This window comes from Psychrobacter sp. Rd 27.2, from assembly GCF_001921755.1.
Lineage (GTDB): Bacteria > Pseudomonadota > Gammaproteobacteria > Pseudomonadales > Moraxellaceae > Psychrobacter > Psychrobacter celer.
Genome location: NZ_MRYB01000085.1, coordinates 1 through 426, shown reverse-complemented (window position 1 = coordinate 426; position 426 = coordinate 1). Strand labels below are relative to the sequence as shown.

Sequence of the window (426 nt, the reverse complement as noted above, 5' to 3'; positions counted from 1 at the left end):
AAAAACGGATACACATAGGCGTAGCGTACCACGCGGCGCGCGAGCAAATCATAGCCCAAAAACCCAGTGGTAAACCCTTCTAAATCCTCAAGCTTTTTAATCGCCAATACACACATGGAGAGCGCGACAAACCACATAAGCGCCTGTATTGACAAGACAGTAACGGCAAATGCCCAGCATAATGCCAACGTCATCAGCGCGGTGACAGAAAATATCGCAATAATGGGTGCATATGTGGTGTCGTCGTCTGTCTCGGGTTCGTGATTACCCAAAAATACTTGCAGATCATCATTGCCGCCAACACGCTTGCCATCAATAAAGGTCTGCGGTGTGGTCTTGACCCCAAGCGTCTCTTTGACCAATGTATTCTCATCTTGTGTCGTGATATGACGATCAATGATGTCATAGCCTGCGTGCTTGAGCGCA

General features: G+C 48.1%; 1 pseudogene. It reads right to left on the bottom strand.

The features are described from left to right. A pseudogene (locus tag BTV99_RS13540) lies at positions 1–426 on the bottom strand (glutaredoxin); the annotation flags it as partial.